This window comes from Oceanispirochaeta crateris, from assembly GCF_008329965.1.
GTDB classification, from domain to species: Bacteria; Spirochaetota; Spirochaetia; order DSM-2461; family DSM-2461; genus Oceanispirochaeta; species Oceanispirochaeta crateris.
Genome location: NZ_CP036150.1, coordinates 680641 through 698062 on the forward strand (window position 1 = coordinate 680641; position 17422 = coordinate 698062).

Annotated in this window: 13 protein-coding genes; 2 read left to right on the forward strand and 11 right to left on the reverse strand. The window is 45.7% G+C overall.

Annotated features, from left to right (window positions below; translation table 11 throughout):
- Positions 1-113 precede the first annotated feature (113 nt).
- Complete coding sequence (locus EXM22_RS03120; protein ID WP_149485108.1) at positions 114-794, forward strand: HAD family hydrolase; 681 nt, start codon at positions 114-116, stop codon at positions 792-794.
- A 26-nt stretch (positions 795-820) separates the two neighbouring features.
- On the opposite strand, the gene EXM22_RS03125 is transcribed toward EXM22_RS03120, so the two are convergent.
- From EXM22_RS03125 to EXM22_RS03170, 10 genes are all read right to left on the reverse strand, one after another.
- Positions 821-1777 carry a chemotaxis protein CheX gene (locus EXM22_RS03125; RefSeq protein WP_149485109.1) on the reverse strand — a complete coding sequence of 319 codons (957 nt, stop codon included), beginning with the start codon at positions 1775-1777 and terminating at the stop codon, positions 821-823.
- A 101-nt stretch (positions 1778-1878) separates the two neighbouring features.
- Complete coding sequence (locus EXM22_RS03130) at positions 1879-4308, reverse strand: beta-mannosidase (RefSeq protein ID WP_149485110.1); 2430 nt, start codon at positions 4306-4308, stop codon at positions 1879-1881.
- 73 nt (positions 4309-4381) lie between these two features.
- The gene (locus EXM22_RS03135) at positions 4382-5488 is read right to left on the reverse strand and encodes a carbohydrate ABC transporter permease (RefSeq protein ID WP_149485111.1); all 1107 of its coding nucleotides are present in this window, start codon (positions 5486-5488) and stop codon (positions 4382-4384) included.
- A 2-nt stretch (positions 5489-5490) separates the two neighbouring features.
- Positions 5491-6405 carry a carbohydrate ABC transporter permease gene (locus EXM22_RS03140; RefSeq protein ID WP_210411542.1) on the reverse strand — a complete coding sequence of 305 codons (915 nt, stop codon included), beginning with the start codon at positions 6403-6405 and terminating at the stop codon, positions 5491-5493.
- Positions 6406-6556: 151 nt separating this feature from the next.
- Positions 6557-7849 carry an ABC transporter substrate-binding protein gene (locus EXM22_RS03145; protein ID WP_149485112.1) on the reverse strand — a complete coding sequence of 431 codons (1293 nt, stop codon included), beginning with the start codon at positions 7847-7849 and terminating at the stop codon, positions 6557-6559.
- A gap of 123 nt (positions 7850-7972) precedes the next feature.
- Positions 7973-9142 carry an ROK family protein gene (locus EXM22_RS03150; protein WP_168203316.1) on the reverse strand — a complete coding sequence of 390 codons (1170 nt, stop codon included), beginning with the start codon at positions 9140-9142 and terminating at the stop codon, positions 7973-7975.
- A gap of 281 nt (positions 9143-9423) precedes the next feature.
- Positions 9424-10797, reverse strand: a complete 1374-nt coding sequence (locus EXM22_RS03155; RefSeq protein ID WP_149485114.1) for an HAD-IG family 5'-nucleotidase — start codon at positions 10795-10797, stop codon at positions 9424-9426.
- A gap of 1 nt (position 10798) precedes the next feature.
- Positions 10799-12889 carry a polyphosphate kinase 1 gene (ppk1, locus tag EXM22_RS03160; RefSeq protein ID WP_149485115.1) on the reverse strand — a complete coding sequence of 697 codons (2091 nt, stop codon included), beginning with the start codon at positions 12887-12889 and terminating at the stop codon, positions 10799-10801.
- A 3-nt stretch (positions 12890-12892) separates the two neighbouring features.
- A complete protein-coding gene (locus EXM22_RS03165) occupies positions 12893-13972 on the reverse strand; it encodes a 6-phosphofructokinase (protein WP_149485116.1) in 1080 nt (359 codons plus the stop codon).
- A 47-nt stretch (positions 13973-14019) separates the two neighbouring features.
- Positions 14020-15108: a D-alanine--D-alanine ligase family protein gene (locus EXM22_RS03170; protein ID WP_149485117.1), complete on the reverse strand. Its 1089-nt coding sequence runs from the start codon at positions 15106-15108 to the stop codon at positions 14020-14022.
- Between the two features lie 143 nt (positions 15109-15251).
- Between EXM22_RS03170 and EXM22_RS03175 the strand changes: the two genes are divergently transcribed.
- Positions 15252-15716 (forward strand): divergent PAP2 family protein, encoded by a 465-nt coding sequence (locus EXM22_RS03175; RefSeq protein WP_246157071.1) that lies wholly within the window; start codon positions 15252-15254, stop codon positions 15714-15716.
- A gap of 140 nt (positions 15717-15856) precedes the next feature.
- On the opposite strand, the gene EXM22_RS03180 is transcribed toward EXM22_RS03175, so the two are convergent.
- Complete coding sequence (locus EXM22_RS03180) at positions 15857-17371, reverse strand: UDP-N-acetylmuramoyl-L-alanyl-D-glutamate--2,6-diaminopimelate ligase (RefSeq protein ID WP_149485118.1); 1515 nt, start codon at positions 17369-17371, stop codon at positions 15857-15859.
- Positions 17372-17422 lie beyond the last annotated feature (51 nt).

Consider the following 17422-nt stretch of genomic DNA (forward strand, 5'->3'; position numbering starts at 1 on the left):
ATAGGTCAGATTATGACCCGATTCACTCCTTTTATTTATTCTATAGGTGAATTTACAAACTTTATTGCTCTCTGCCTTGCCCTGCTGGTCAGCCTTTTTTATACTCTGTCCTAATGAAAAAATGCATTCACTCAGTGCCTGAGAATATCAGGTTGGCCTTTTTTGACCTGGATGAGACTCTGACATCACGGGATACAGATTTGCTCTGGGCACAATGGCGGAGCCGTAGGAGTCTTAAGGGGCTTCTGGATTTGTGGAGGCTGAGAAAAATTAACAGGCTCTATTACAAGCACTCACTGACTGATATAGAATACGGAGCCTATCATCTCGCCAGAGCCAGGTCCATGACGGTTCAGCAGTACCACAATTTGGCTCAGGCCTTTGCCTTATTTGTTTCTAAAAAGTACATCTATAGGGAGATGAAAGATCTCCTGGAGGAAAATAAGCAAAAAGGGATCAGCAATGTTCTGATCACCGCACAGGATGCTGTGATCGCTGCGGCTCTGCAGAAGGTTTTAGGACTTGAGGATTGCCTCGCCAGCGATTATTGTGTGGATGGTAATGCGTTTACCGCTATGAGACAGCCCCTTTGTTTCAAAGAGGGTAAAGTCCATTGGGCCGGCCTTTATCTGAAACAGAAGTCTCTGAGTTGGGATCAGTGTGCTTTTTATACTGACAGCCTGAACGATCTACCCCTTCTGGAAGCCTGTGCCTGTCCCGTTGCCGTTCATCCAGGACCGGAACTGGAATCTTTGTCCCGGGAACGTTGCTGGTGTATTCTCAAACCGGTTTAAGCTTCTGTTTTACTGACCGTCTTTCCTTAGAAAAGTTCTATGGTCCCTTCCTCAACAAGGTCCTGATAATCATATTCTGCGGCCATGTTAGGATTCCAACTGAGGTTGAAAATGAATTTTTGAACGATCCTTGTCTGTCTTTTGAGTCCGCCGGGTTCCTTTATGATGTACTCAAAACAGAGTTGAGGAATATCTCCTCCAAAAGAGATGTTTCTCAGCTTATGATTCACAAGAATGGGAACCTGTATGTCCGGACCGCTCTCCTCAAGAAATCCCTCTTTGAGAAAGACTGTTTTAAAACTTCCCCAAAATAGATTTGTAAGTTCACTGATGATAGGAGGAACTACTTCGTCAATACTTCCCCTGAAGGCTGGATTTTTCATAGTTCCAAGAATTTCATGGAGTTCTCTCATATCGCACTGGAGCATGAGGTAACCACGGCACCAGTTTGTATTGACAGGAATGAGAGATGTTATTTCTCCATAGATAACCTTGTCTCTGATCATGAGGGGAGGGAGGCTGTGAACTACGGCCTCGGGGATCATGGCTTTGATTGAATGGATTGAAAAATTCTGAATGTGACGAATCATTTCTAAGGGATAGTCGCGGATAAAAATATGAGTTTTTAAGTACTGGCTGATTTTCTCTTCTTCATTGATATGAAATAGGCCGTCGAAGTACCATGCCATTTCGGTGGGTATCTCATCTGCCTCAGAAGGTTCTTCAACACGCAGAAACAAGGGAAGTTCCGGTCTGATTTCTTTTATGCGGACCGATAAATCCTTCCAATTTCCCCTGTTATTCACAAAGATGGCTCCAAGAAGTATGTTTTTATCCAGTATGATATGAATAATCGATGGATCTCCCACAGAACGAATCCCACTGAGATGGTTAGCATCGAAAATTTTTCTCAGTTGTGGAAGAACAGTCATATCCGTATCAAATGTGAGCACCTTGCTCTTGATCATATTAGTTCTAACCATGACTTTTTCTCCCTGAAAATCCTTTATGGATCAATATTCTTACTGAATACTAATCCATAAAGGGTTCCATGGGAATGAGAACTCTTTATGTTTAAAATTTATCAATAACTTTGTCTCAGATGAGTCAGTTCTACTTCCTCCAGTTTTCCTTCTGTTTCATTTCCGGGGGTGTAGTCTACAACCTTGATCTCCCCGGGCATGAGATGGAATCCATTATCCGAAAAAGATCCTCCTTCAGGGCAAGTCAGATACAGGTAAAAGGCAGGTTTGTCCGTCGTCAATTCAATTGTCCGGGTTGTATTGTTTTGAGATTCTCTTCCTCTCATGGAAATCTCTGCGGCTTCGAGAGTACACATTCGGGGAACATCAAAGAGGAGTACGTTGCTTGTTGTACCCGTTTCCCATTCCATTTTCATCTCTAAAAACTCATGTTGTCTTTTTGATTCCTCAGGAAGGTCTGTGCTGTAAAACTGCTTGGAGGAACGGGGTTCTAAATCAAGATCTCTTGTGAGGGTTTGGATGATCTCTCCCTTAAAGTTCCTGTAGTTCAGGACGGCCCTGGCCTTCACACTGTGATCCTTGTCATTCATGGCCGCTATTGTTATTTTTCCATCCTTTACCCAGCCTGCAATATGAAGGGGGGCAAAAAATCGGGCGGCACCATAATGCAGCAGTTTCCAGGCTCCTGTGTAGTCAATGGAGGCCCAGGAGGCAACGGGCCAGTTATCGTTGAGCTGCCAGTACAGAGCTCCCATACAGCTGGGACGGTTGGCTCTCCAATATTCTACGGCGGTTTGAATGGCCCAGGCCTGCTGAACCTGACTGAGATACAGAAAATCAGTGAATTTCTGGGGAAACCTAAAATAACGGCTCAGGGTGGATATGATGATCTCGTTCCCTTTTAGATTTTTCTGATGATGCATCATTACCGGTGAGGTCACATTCCACTCCTCTTCCGGAGCGTACTCTTTGACTGTATTGAAGGCAGGAAAAGACTGAAAACCGAATTCACTGCAAAAGCGGGGAAGTATGTCATAGAAGCTTTCAAAGGGTTTTCCTTCATGCCAGACAGACCAGTAGTGCATATCACCTCGTGTATCATCATGCCAGCAATCTGAGTAGTCATTTTCTCCACCGCTGGGAGAGCTGGGCCACCATGTATGCCCGGGAGCCAATTCTTTGACTGCCTTAGCGATGACACCCTGGTTTAAACGGTCATAATCAATGATGTACAGGTCTCTGTTTTTCCTTGATTCCTCATACCAGGTCAGGGCTCCGACGTCTTCATTGTTGCCGCAGAACAGGGCCAGGCATGCATGGTTTTTCAGACGTGGGATCTGGGAGCGGACTTCCCTGTCAACGCTGTCGAGAAACTCGGAATTGGTAGGGTATAAGGAACAGGCAAACATAAAGTCCTGCCACACCAGGAGGCCCAATTGATCACAGAGTTCATAAAATTCCTCTGACTCATACTGACCGCCTCCCCAGACCCGGAGCATATTCATATGAACTTTAGAGGCTGATTCCAGAAGATTTTGAACCTTGGCCTGATCCTGTCCTGCCGGGAGGGCATCCGTTGGAATCCAATTGGCTCCCTTGGCAAAGATGTCCCTACCATTGACCCTAAAGTACATGGAAAGTCCTGTTTCATCCTCCTGATTGATCACCTCAATGGTTCTAAATCCGATGTTCAGAGTCTTTTCGCTGTCTCCTACAGAGATCTTCAGGGGATATAGCTTTTGTTCTCCCTCTCCATTGGGCCACCACAGGGAGGGGGATTTTATTGTGAGGGTTTTGTCAAAACTTTGCAGTCCCTCTGTCAAATCTGTTGTTTCCCGGAGTTCACAACCGGCCAGGCTCATTATCAGTTCACTTTCCTGGTCCTTTGCCGAGATGATTTCTCCTCTGACCCTGACTGTCCACTCCTCGCCCTCTGCCTGAAGGTCCGTGTGTATGTTTTCAAGGCGGGTGTCTGAAAAATTAAGTTCTAACTTTCGGTAGACACCGGAGGTCATCAGGCAGGGACCCCAGTCCCAACCCGCATGGCAGGGTACTTTCCTTAAAAAGTTTCGATGGGGTGAGGCAACCGGGGCGCTTGTAGTCGGAACAGGGTAGGGGTAGTCTTCTGCCCTGTCACAAGCTGTTTTTTCAGGTGAATCCAGGTAGATACAAATTTTGTTGCTTCCCTTTTTCAGCGCCTTATCAAGGGGAAAACGGGCGGGAATGAACATGTTGTCACTCCTTCCAATTTCCTGGGAATTCACTTCTACCCTGGCGACTGTATCCAAAACTTCCGCATAAAAAGTCTGGAGATTCTCAAAGGATTCTTCTATTTCAATATCTTTTTCCAACACCCAGTCCAATTGATTGACCCACTGGACTTCCAATTCATTTCGTCCCTTGTAGGGATGGGGAATGATCTTGGCGGCAATGAGGGCCGTAAGGACATCACCCGGGAGTTCTATTTCAGTTTGTATCTTTCCGTCGGTGGATTTCAGGGACCAGGTCCCGGTCAAATCAATTTTTCTCATTTCAGTTTCCTTTCAAATAAAAAAGGCACCGGTAGGTATACCGGTACCAATGAACATTACATAGATGTTGTCATTAACCTTTAACGGCACCAGCTACGACACCTCTGGTCAGCTGTTTGTTAAAGGCAAAGTAGAGAATCATGACGGGTATGGTGGCAATGACTAGGGCCGCCAGCTGCCATCCCAACTGTGTACTCGTCAGTGAAGAGAAGGAGAAGACTCCCACGGGGAGTGATTTTGTAAAGTCTGAGCTGGCCAGTACCAGAACCAGTAGGAATTCATTCCAGATTCCCAGAGCAGAAATGATGCTGATGGTGATCACAACCGGCACGGTCATGGGTAAGATGATGCTTAGGAACGTCCTAAAGACGGTCGCTCCATCGATGTATGCCGATTCTATTAAACTACTTGGAAGCCCTCTCATAAATTGTGTTGCCAGAAGAACAGAAAGGGGCATACCAAAGGCTGTGTATACCAGAATGATTCCCAGATGGGTGTCAGTCAAACCAACCTTGGTCAGCATCAAAAATAGCGGAATGATCACCGAATTGATGCTGATCAAATAGCCCAGTCCAATGATTCCCATCACGACCATTGAAATCCTCTTAAACTGCATCTTGCTGATGGCAAAGGCTATCATGCAGCCAAGAATAACAATGAGGAAGGTGGAAATTCCTGCATAGATGAGGCTGTTAAAAAATTTACCGGCTAGGCCCCCTCTCTCCCAGGCAGAACGGTAGTTAAACCAGATTGTCTTTCTATGGATAAGCCTCTGCATGGACCGGGGAAGTTCGTTGATGATCAGTTTGTCCCCAGGCTGCCGTGAGGCAATTTCTGGAGGAAGGTCCTCTTTCAAGAGAAAATGAACCATCAGCCGCCGTGTGGGAGCGATGGTGGTGGACTCAATGATGAGTCGTTCCCGTTTGTCTGTTTTGATATCATAGTCGGGGGTCACATTTAAAGCGGGAGCAATGACAATGTACTCATCTTCGGCATTGTGGAGCAGATCATAGGGCAGAGCATATATGTCTCTAGTCAGCTCTTCATTGGACTTGAAAGATGAATAGAGCATCCAGACTAGAGGAATGATCGTAATCAGTGTCCAAAGTACAAAGACGGAGTAGGATAGAATGGTTCCGGCGATTGTGCCGGGGGATTTACGACTGACTTCATTTGTCATAATCAGTACTCCTCGTTGGCGTTGAGCTTGGAGCCCACAAAATTACTGAATACAATGAGAGCAATGGATATGGCAACAATGGCGTTGGATATGGCAGAGCCATAGGCAAAGCGCATTTCATTTCTATAATCCTGAAAGGCTGTTTGATACATGAATATGGGTAGTACCATGGCATTGTTTCGCTGCAAACCCTGTGTTGTCATCGCAAAAATCAGGTCAAAACCCCTCAAGGATCCGGCAATAGCCAGAATGGTCGAGACAACAATGGTTCCTGTTAATAAGGGTAGAATGACCCGCCCGAAAATTTGAGGTTCCGTCGCACCGTCGATCTTGGCTGCTTCAATCATGTTCAGATTCATTTTTTGAAGGTTTGCCAAAAAAATAATCATATAAAATCCGGTGTACATCCATATCAGGGCAAACCCGATAGGGTACATAACCGTGTCTGCTTTCAGCATGAGGTCAAACTGAGCCATGGGGTCCCCTGTGACGATCTGAATCAGTCTGGACGCGGGACCATCTGCAGAAAACATGCGTTTCCAGAGAATCCCGATGACGATGGTGGACAAAAATTGGGGTAGAAAGACCATGGATTGAAAAAAAGAAGCTCCTTTTACCTTATTCCTGTAGAGGATATAGGCCAATACAAAGGCTACTGGAATCTGGCCAAAAACGGAGACAGCCACAACGATGAGGTTGTTTTTGAGGGAATGCCAGAAATTGGGATCTTCCAACATGGTTTTGTACTGTAAGAATCCGACGAATGACCAGTCTCCCCCTCTGTTGGGGTTAAAATCTGTAATACTGAGCCACAGTGAGTACAAGACCGGGTAAGCCACAATAAACAGGTACACCAAGAGCCCCGGTGCGACCATGCCGATATACACAATGAGTGCTTTTCGATCTCTTCTGTTCAATGAAAAACTCCTGAAAGTTACTTGAGGGTTCATCCCGGTGGAGGAACCCTCAAGCTTAAATTATCCAGAAGGAAGACTTTGTTGTAAACCTTTCCTCTGGAATAAAGGGGATATTTTCATATCCCCGAAAACATTAACAATCTGCTGAACCTTAGCGGAGAAGTCCTTCGACTTCTGCAGCAATCTGCGCAGCCGTAGCCTGTCCGGAAGCAATTTTCTGCATACCCGCATTCAGGGCATCATTGGGTGCTCCGCTGAGGTAGGCATCAATAACATCGGTATTCAAGGCCTTCTGTGCCAGGGCTACCTTTTCTTTCATGATGGCAGGAAGGTCTGAAGGAACTGTGTAACCCTTTAAAATTGGCGCTACAATAGCACCGTCTCTGAGTCTCTGAGTTGTTTCAGGTTCACTGTAGAATACACTGAGAAACTTCATGGCTGCATCTTTTACCTCAGGATCGGCGGCACCGGCTTTTGTCAGACCGTATCCTACCTGGATTGCTGCGGCAACAGAACCATTGGTGCTTGATTTTTCACCGGGCATTTCGGGCCATGCCATCATAACAGTATTGTCGGAAACCTCGGGATTTTCGATTCCACCGGCTGCCCACTGTCCCTGTACCATGAAAAGTGCTTTCTTGTTGCTGAAATTAGAGATGTTTGTTCCATAGTCTACAAGAACGGATTTAGAACTGATTACACCGTCATTGACCATCATTTCAATGTATTCAAGGGCGGAAACAAATTCTTTGTCTGTAAACTTAAACTGACCATCCACGGCCTTGGAAACCCACTGGGGATCTCCGGAAGTTCTGGCGGCCATAACTGACATCAGGCAGGAACCCCATGCCCAGCCGTCTGCACCATCGATGGAGACCACTTCCAGACCGGCTGCCTTAGCAGCGGGAACCATGGCCTTGAGGTCGGCATAAGTTTTAGGCTGGGAGAAACCAAGCTCTTCAACAAGGGCTTTGTTCATGTAGAGAACAGTAGTTATATTGGAAGTTCCCAGGGGGATCTCGTAGATTTCACCATTGGGTCCCATGGGGGGAATCAAATTCAAATCGTAAAAGGAAGAATCGATGATATCTCTATGGTCATACTGCTGTCCTGCTTCTTTCCAGGGAGCACCCCATCGGGCATCGGCACCCATATAGGCAAGGTGTGGAACGTCGCCTGATGCGAGTCTGGCAACAACCTTCTGGTGATATGCCTCATCATAAAGCATTTCAAAATCAATCTTGATGTTTGGGTTGTTTTCGTGGAATGTATTGACGACTCTGACCCAGTTCACTCCTTCTGAGTTGGAGTTGTCTCCATAAGCCATGGTCTTGACAACAACCATTTTGTTTTCTTCAGCTGCGGCACTGTCTTTGCCTCCTGCAGCAAACAAGGAACCTGCGATTAAGACTGTCATTAATAGAAGTCCAAGCAATTTTTTCATAAAAAGCCTCCTAAAATATTACGGCACATACGGCCGGAATTCCTAAAATAATGCTCTGACTGAACTTTTTGTTTCTTCAGTCAGACTCTATGGATCATCGCTCCCTTTAGCGGGGTCTCCCGGTTAAAGTGCGTCATTCCCAACCAGCTCTAGAGAACCGAAACGATGTATGTCTTCGGCATCCAGAACCTCCAAATCTATAAATATCCTGTTCATGACCAAACCTGCGGCGCCATAGGCTACCGACTTATCACCCAGGGTGGAAAAGCGGACTTCACAGTCTACTTGTTCCTGATATGGCCAGTTTCTACTGATTTCTTCATTGAGGATGGTTCGAAAACGTTCTGTCATATGAGGGCCAAGGTCGCCACCTAAAAACACCTGGCTGAGGTTGAAGGTGTTCACAAAAAGAGCCAGATGTTGTGAGAGTTCCCTGATGAAGCGTTCGATGATTTCGGGTTCTTCGATGATAGGAATATCTCTGGCATAATCTAGTGAAATCTGCCCCGCATTGTCCTCTGTATTACAATAAAGGCTTCTGAACTCACCGGCAGAGCAATTCCTTCCATAATAGACCTTTCCATTAAGGGCAATGCCCATTCCAATGGCTGTCTGCTGGGAAGACTTGGTGAAATCCCTGAATTCAATCAGGCAAAATAGAAAGTTTTTTAGATTCTGTGTCCTATGAAAGGTCAATTCTCCCCAGGCACAGGAGTTCGCGTCGTTGTCTACATAGACTGGAACCTTAGACTGCAGGGCAATTTCCCGGTATAGGTCAAAGGGTTCTGTAAAATTAAGGGGGATGGATGCCTTGATGATTCTGTTGGGAGCATCGATGATTCCAGAGACGCCCATGCCTATTCCGATGAGGGGGCGTCCTATCCAGGACAATTCAATTTCAAGTTCAGACTGGATCTTGAAAAAAACGGTTTTAAAATTATCGGCATTGATTTGAATGGATTCGGTTCTTGAAAAAAGAATATCACCTAAAATGTCCACTGCCACGACAGTATAGGATTCGGGCCGTATTTCAAGGCCGAGTATATATCCATAGTTCCTGTTGATTTCTAGCCGTGCAGGTTTTCGACCACCTTGAGGAGTGGAGGGGCCCTCTGTTGTTTCCAGTACGAGTTTGCTTTCCAGCAATCCCCCAATGATGTTGGTGACCGTCGACTTGTTCAGATCCAGTTTTCTAGAAAGATCTACCCTGGAAATTGACCTTGCGGTCCATATCTCTCTGATTATTCGGGAGGTGTTGACTATTCTATTTCTTCTGACAGCATTCAGCTTCAACGGAACCTCCTTTTGAATCATTTGGTTGGTTGCGCTATGAACCAACCAAGCTCATTCTTACATGAGATTTATAGTTCGTCAACATTTAAGTTATAAAAACATCCTATAGTTGGATTATAGCCGTGTTTTATACTCATTAATTCAAAAGGATAGTTTATTTAACGTTTTAACCAGTATTTTCTTCGATGTGGGTAGGGGATTTCTGCGAAGGTTGAGGATATCCTCGACGGCTAGCTGCTTTTGCCAGGTATAACCCCGTACAGGGGCAGGAAATCTGAGCTCTAGCTCAACAGGGTCATATCCTCATGAGGCATGATCCTTCTATAAGGCCGGAAATAGGTCTTGGGTGAATAATCATAAAGATCAGAGACCTTGGTCATATAGATACAGGCATATTTTTCGACCTGTTCAGCATAACGGCTTTCATCGAAGCCGGCTCTGAGAATCTCTCCCCAATAGGGGTTGAAGAAGATTTTATACTGTCTTAGAAGCTCCGATATTTTCGAATTCAGGCCATCCATCTTGTCAAATAGGGGCGTTAGACGGCTTCTGGGGATATTCTCTCCTTCAAAGCGTTTGGCGTCGATGAAGTTGATCTCTTTTTCAAGGGCCAGCTTTTCATCCATGAGCTTGTTGATCTGCTGTTGTACATCCTTTGATTTTATAAGGCCGCTGATCTCATCTTCCAAATCTCCCAGGACAAGGGCTGTCCGCCAGTTGCAGGTTTTTTTAATGGACACTACATCACCATAAATATGGTCGCCCAGGTAGAGGATCTCACTTCCTGAGTAGCCTAAATCTTTCTGAAGCTTATGAAAATTTCCACCCTGGTAAATCCCAAAGTCCACAGGCTCTGTGTGGTTGCTCATCAGCTCTGTCTCGGGGTCGATTCTGAGAAACCGTCCTTTTTGTTCAAAAAACCGGGGTTTGTCCGCAAATGTGATGACAATATCAAAAAGATCCTGCCATGTTTTATGCTTTTTAAGGTAGGGATTCAGGGCATAATCCATCAACTGTCTTGTATAGGAATAGTCGGAATTGGTGATGATCATCAGCTTCTTACCATAGTCTCTGTAGCGTTCCAGCATCCCGGCAACCTTGGGGTCTTTGATGACATACCTGTCAAAATCGGCTCTGAGCCTGGATTTTATGCTGTCATCCTGATGTAGAATATCAATTTCATGGTTGACATCTTCAGCGATCTCCCTATATCCGGGCAGAGAATATCCTTCTGACTTCATCTGAACCAATTGACTGAAGAGTACACCGTAAGAAATGGCAAAGCTCGTGTCCAGGCTCTGAAAATCTGGATCTCTCAGATCGATGGCCATCTCCTGGTAGATGATCTGTTGCTTATGAAAATCCAGAGGTTCCAGGCCGTGATAGGCAATTTTTACCTTCCCATGGCGGCTAATCTGCAAGAGATTTCCATTTCGTTTATCAATAACAAGGCCCACAATGGCTCTTTGAAAGTCGAAAACAAGATTTTTCACCTCCTCCGGGTAATCAACTCTTTCTGAAAGGCGCTTTGCAGCCAATTTATGGGTCAGCTCTTCAAAAGCTTCGGCATGATAGCGTATAAGCGTATAGTCCATGTCAAAACCGATGACCTTGATGTTTTTCATATTGAGAACACGGTTTATAAAAACTGGCATATCAACTCCTGGCAGTCTTCTGAATCAGATAGGTGTAAACAGAATCCTGTGAACGCACAGATTCATCACCTTCTTTCTGGATGACATATTCATTTTTCAGATCTTTATCCAGTATACGAGCTTTTGTATTATCCGCCCACTGGATATCAAATATACTTTTTAGTTCCTGTTTAATACTCTTTCTGTAAATAGGGCAGGTTACTTCCACCCGCCTGTCAATATTTCTGCCCAGCCAGTCGGCAGAGCTAATGAAGCATTTATTATCTCCGCCGTTTCTGAAAATAAAAAAACGGGCGTGTTCCAGGTACCTGTCCAGAATGCTTATGGCCTTTATATTTTCGCTGAAGCCCTCAATTCCCGGAACCAGTGAGAAACGGCCACGGACGATGATCTTCACGGATACTCCAGCCTGGGAGGCTTCGTAAAGTTTCTGAATGATGCCTTCGTCGCTGAGGTTGTTCAATTTGATCCTGATTGAGGCTTTTTCCCCCTGCTGGGCCCATTTGATTTCATTATCGATAAGTTCGGTCAAACCAGAACGGAGGCCATAGGGGGAGATGAGGAGGTGTTTGGTCCCTCGGTGTCTGTAGTTGTTTTCAAAAAAATCAAAGAGAGCATCCACCTCTTCCAATATTTCCTTATGGGCGGTCAAAAGGAAGCAATCTGTATAGATCCGGGCTGTATCTTCATTCAAGTTGCCCGTGCCTATGCCTCCATAGCGGTTGATTTTTCCCTTCTCTCTTCGGGAAATTAACAGTAGTTTTGAATGAACCTTGAGTCCTTCTACGCCAAAAATAACCTGAACATCGTTCTCCTTGAGCAAGTTCGCCCAATAAATATTGTTTTCTTCATCAAACCGGGCTTGAAGCTCCATAATCACAAGAACTTCTTTCCTGTTCTTTCTCGCATTGATCAAGGCGTTGGCTACGCTGGAATAGTTGGCCACCCTGTAGAGAGTCACCTTGATACTCTCAACCCTGGGGTCAATAGAGGCCTCTCTGAGAAGGTCGATCACTGTATCAAAAGAGTGATAGGGAAAGTAGAGCAGTGTATCCTTGGCTCGGATGGCAGGAAAGATACGAACTCCCTGGGGAAAATGACGGTGTTTCAGAGGAGAATCGTTTTCGCAGCAGGGTAGGTTAACCATTTTTGGAAAACGGATAAAGTCGCTGAAATAGTGATAGCGCCCACCGGGGGTCACCGTATCATGCTTTCGGAATCTCATCTTCTTAAGAAACATATTAAAAAGATCTTCATTCATATCCACATCGTAAAGAAACCATATGATATCGCCCAGTTTACGCCTCTGAATACTCTGGTTGATCTTACTCATATAACTGAGGCTGTCGTCATTTTCATCAATGTCCAGCTCAGAATCCCTGACAACCTTGAAGTTCCAGGCTCTAAAGCTGTGGTAGTGGCTGTCTCTGAAAATGGAGGGTAAACCAATGCGGACTATTTCATCGATGAGGATGATTTTCTGACCTTCCCCCTCTTCGGGAAGTTTTATGAAGCGGGGAAGGACCTTGGTGGGAATTTCGATGATGCTGTAGCTGGTCTTTACTTCCTTGCGCACAGTCCTTTTCAATTCGACAGCCAAATAGAGGGTCTTATCCTTCATCTCGGGCAGCTTGTACCGCTTATCTATCATGATCGGAAAGATTTTATGCCGGACTTCTCTCTCGAAATACTCTTTTGAAAAGGCAATCTGTTCTTCATTCAGGTTATGATCATCCAGGAGCTGAATTCCATGTTCAGACATCTCCTTGTAGAGCTTTTTGAGAGTAGTATTGAATCGTTTTCTTTGAATCCCCACTTCTTTCTGGATATTGAGAAGAGCCTCAGCAGGGTCTTCTTTTAGAATATTGGCCCCTTCCTGTCCCATTCTGCACAGGCGTCTGATCATGGCCACTCGGACTCTGAAAAATTCATCCAGATTTGAAGAGTAGATGCCCATGAATTTCATCCGTTCTCCCAGAGGGTTTCTCTGGTCTTCGGCCTCCTGGAGAACTCTGGCATTGAATGAAAGCCAGCTCATTTCCTTGTTAAAAAAAGGGTAATCCCTCTCTTTTGGTGGAGTGATTTGGGGCATTTCTTATCCTTTTCTATTTTTAATGGCAGGCATCCCGTCACCGAAGCATGTATCGATGGATCGTGCATGTTGAATCAGAGGATGATCGGTGGGGACGTATTTAATTTTCCCCGCCACCTCATCCAGGCCGACAGAGACCAGATTATAGCCTTTATAGGCTCCCATGCGGCCAAATTCTCTATTCGCCGCCATACCCGCTGCATAGGCCCCCAGCTCTGTGGCGATGATTCTATCCCTGGGAGAAGGTGTTCCTCCGCGCTGGATATAACCCAGGATGGTTTCTCTTGTTTCTATTCCCGTCAGGTTCTGAATCATTCCAGCAAGAACGGCTCCGGCAGACTCAGGTTTCTTCTTGCTTCTTTTTTTAGGCAGTTTAATTCCCTCGGCTACAACGACGATGGAGTAGGGTTTCCCCGCATCCAAACGCCTTAACAGATACTCTTTCAGAACCTCAGGGCTCCAGTCTATTTCGGGGAGAATAATCATATCGCCACCGCCAGCGACCCCCGAAAAGAGAGTCAGCCATCCTGTATGGTGTCCCATGACTTCCACCACCATGATCCTTTTGTGAGAGTTGGCTGTGGTATGCATCCTGTCTATGGCTTCGGTGGCAATATTGACCGCCGAATCAAATCCGAAGGTCATATCCGTGCCCCATACATCGTTGTCAATGGTCTTGGGTACGCCAATGACGTTTAACCCCAGTTCCTGGAGTTTCCCTGCTGTTTTCATGGTTCCGTTTCCACCAATACAGATCAATGCATTGAGCCCAAGGCGGTCATAGTTTTCAAGAATCCTGTCGGGTTTACTGCCGATATAATCCTCATATTCGCCCTGTTTGAAGGGCTTCTCTCTCGAGGTTCCCAGTATGGTTCCTCCCAGAGTCAGAATCCCGGAAAGTGATTTTTCATCCAGTTTTCTGTATTCACCATTGATCAGGCCCAGATATCCGGAGGAAAAACCGTATACCTTCATGCCGTATTTGAGGATCGCAGTTTTTCCGACACCCCGAATGGCCGCATTCAGACCGGGACAATCCCCGCCTGCAGTAAGTATTCCGATTTTTTTGATTGATTCTGCCATAATACCTCCGGATTCTAAGTATAGAGAGTTAGAATATGGTTAACAAATTACTTTATTGTGAAGCTTAAGGCACTTCTGCTTTTATATTTTGACAAAGCCAGTGATATAAGTTCATCCAGCAATTCCGTATAGGCCAGCCCCCCCGATTCGCACATCAGGGGAAACATGCTGATGCTTGTAAATCCGGGGATAGTATTGATTTCATTCAGATAAAGATTGCCGTTGTTTCTGTCCATGAAAAAATCGACTCTCGCCATGCCGCTGCAGCCTAGAACGGCATAGGCCTTTTCGGCAATTGTTCTGACTTCCAAGGCTTCTGTTTCTGATAACACTGCCGGAATCACAAGGCTAGCCCCATCGGGATCGACATATTTGGCATCGTAATCATAAAACTCATGACTGGGTTCCAGCTCTCCGGGAGGAAAGGCTCTGGGGGTATCATTTCCTACGACAGAGCACTCCACCTCGCGGGCATTGACCGCAGGTTCTATGAGGACTTTTCTATCATACTTCAAGGCTTTTTCCATGGCTGCCTGAAAGGCTTCATCTTTTTCGACCCGGGATACCCCAACTGAGGAACCGCATTGGGAGGGCTTAATGAACAGAGGAAGGGAAAATTCTTTCTTCAGGTCTTCCAGGAGGGCGTTCCAGGTAAATCCGACAGCCTCGGTCTGGTTCTTTCTGATGCTTCTAAATGGGACGACCGGAAGGTTGTGATGCATCCAGATGATTTTGGTTATATCCTTATCCATACTGAGGTAACTGGCCCCCACATCGGCACCCACATAGGGCAGGCCTGCTATTTCCAACAGGCCCTGAAGGGTCCCATCTTCTCCAAAGGTTCCATGAAGGATTGGTAGGACAACATCTACAGATATAGGGCCGGTATGAGAACTCAGACCCTGTCCTGGCACCACGGAGATCATCATCTGGGCATCTTCTTCTATGCTGAGCACCTCATCAGCGGTACTTGGAGCATTTTGAAGGTACCAAGTTCCCTGACGGCTGATGCCTATGAGGTGGATATAATATTTTTCACGGTCTATGTGTTTGTAAACTGAGGCGGCTGAACGGAGGGACACTTCGTGTTCTCCCGAGCGCCCGCCATAAAGCAGAGCGACTGATGTTTTATTCATGAAGATAGATTAACATGATTAATACCTCTTCTCAAGTCATGGTAGCTATGCTAATGTTATATGCTGTCATTGAAGCTTCTAAAATAAATGTATTATTTTTATAATCCGGACTGAATATTTTTCTTGTCGGGTTTTCCGGAGGAATGATGAACTTTCTCACTTACAATCCACTCATCTATTCAGCCTTTATGGGGATGCTGGTTGCCCAGGTGGCCAAGGTTATACTCATTTTGGCCTTGGAAAAGCGCTTGGCCCTGGACAGGCTGACCGAGACAGGAGGGATGCCTTCATCCCATTCTGCAGCCGTGGCCGCTTTGTCTACAGCCTGTGGTATTCAGTACGGGGTCGAGAGTCCTTACTTTGCCATTGCCATTGTTTTTGGTGCCATTGTGATTTATGACGCTACCGGTGTTCGCCGGGCGGCAGGACGTCACGCGGAGATTCTAAATTCTTTGATTGTCGAACTGTCCCATCTTTTTGAAGAGGGGAACAGTCCCAAAGCATTGAAGACGCTGTTGGGCCATACCTATCCCCAGGTCTTCATGGGGACTCTACTCGGTGTTGTGGTGGGATTCCTCTGTATGGGAAGTCTGAATCTGACACCCTGATCCCGTTTCCAATCTTCTGCATTATTTTTTTCTTCTTCTGTACCACTTATTCAGATACAGGAAAAGTTGATCTCTTTAAAAAAAAATCCCTACCAGGCATTGCCTGATAGAGATTTTTACATTACGAGGACGAGACAAATCTATTCGATTGTGTATCCCGCTTCTTTGAGAAGTGATTTAAGGACGTCCGCTTCCTTCCATGGATGGGGACCGTCTTCATAGATGATACTGCTTTCATGACCTTTACCCAGGGTGAGTATCATATCCCCTTCGCTGGCCAATTCTATCGCTTTTTTCATGCCTTCCCGTCTGTCTGGGATGAGGAATAGGTTTTTATCAGGGTCCTTGGATGTGATTCCCTCGGCAATATCCTTGAGGATATCCATGGGATCATCCCCCCGTGGATCTTCATCACTTAGGATAATGATATCGGCGTAGTCATCCGCAATTTCACCCTGTTCGGAGCGTTTTTCAATATCACGTTCTCCGGCGGAGCCGAAAAGAACGATGAGTTTCCCTTGGACATCACTCTTTACCAGGGGCAGTATTTTTTCAAAAGAACCGGGTGTGTGGGCATAATCCACCAGTACAGAAAAGGGCATAGTTCCATTGATGGGGGTCATCCTTCCTTCAACACCCACCAGCTTTGGTACATTTTCAAGCAGTTCCAGGGCGTCTTCTTCCAGAATCTCAGAAACGACCAGGAGGGCTGCCATGGCATTTTCTACATTGAAGAGTCCGGGCATATTCAAGCGGCTCTTTTTTTTCCCATTGGGTAGATTGAAGGTGAGAGCGATTCCCCTTTCATCACTTTTATAATCACTGCACCAAAGGTCTGCATCCTTGTTTTTCAGGCTGTAGAGGAATACAGGCTTTTCACCGACGGCATCCATATAGATTTCTGACCACTGATCATCGTCATTGACAACACCGAAGGTCTCTTCAGAAGAGGAGACTGCAATTTTTTTGAATAAATTAGCCTTATCCAGGCGGTATTGTTCCACTGTCCCGTGGAATTCGAGGTGTTCATGGGTGACATTTGTTAGGACTGCCACGTCAAAATCCACATCGGCAAGACGGGAGTTTTTGACTGAAAGACCGTGTGAGGTGGCTTCCAATACGGCGTATTCCAAACCGTTGTCTACCATTTCTCTGAGAATCTTATGAATATGGGGTGCTTCGGGGGTGGATTGTCTGTAGGGGTTCGCCTGTATGGTACGTCCCACCTGATAGTTGACCGTGGACAGAAAGCCCGACTTCCTGCCTTCCATCACCAGAAGCTGATGGATAAAAGAGACTGTCGTGCTCTTGCCATCGGTTCCGGTCACGCCGATTACTTTAAGTTTTTTTGAGGGATAATCATAAAAAGCGGCAGATGCGGGAGAGAGGGCCTGCCTTGTATTTTTGACCTTTAAATAGCAGACTCCCTCTGAAAAAAAATCCAGGTCATGGGAATAGACAACGCCAGAAGCTCCCTGATGAATGGCCTGATCTATGTATTTGTGTCCGTCAGTATGAACTCCTTCCAAGGCAAAGAAGAGGGTTCCGGGACCGACCGATCTTGAATCATACTCCAAGGAGCTGATTTCTAGATCCATATCGCCCCTTTGATTTTGAATTTCTATATCTTTGAATATTTTTTTTATTGTTTTCATTGCTTCATCGTATCAGCAGCCGGAAGGCTTTTCAAGTAAAATCCATTCTAT